This window comes from Pseudomonas sp. AC083, assembly GCF_979253165.1.
Genome location: NZ_CEEDDH010000186.1, coordinates 1 through 262, shown reverse-complemented (window position 1 = coordinate 262; position 262 = coordinate 1). Strand labels below are relative to the sequence as shown.

Sequence of the window (262 nt, the reverse complement as noted above, 5' to 3'; positions counted from 1 at the left end):
CGCAAGATTAGCAGTTTCGTTCAATTAACCTTTTCATTGATATAAGGGGGAACCATAAAAATGAGTAGTGAGTTGTTAGATGCCCTGACTGTTCTTGAGAAAGAGAAGGGTATTAGTAAAGAAATTATAATTGAAGCGATAGAAGCTGCACTCATTTCTGCATATAAGCGTAATTTTAATCAAGCACAAAATGTTCGTGTTGATTTAAACCGCGAAACGGGAACGATTCGTGTGTTCGCAAGAAAAGATGTTGTAGATGAAG

The 262-nt window shown here is 36.6% G+C and carries 1 protein-coding gene; it reads left to right on the top strand.

Annotated features, from left to right (window positions below; genetic code table 11):
• Positions 1–60: 60 nt before the first annotated feature.
• The coding region (locus AC0IXA_RS27660; RefSeq protein ID WP_471814941.1) for a NusA N-terminal domain-containing protein at positions 61–262 on the top strand (202 nt) is incomplete at its 3' end.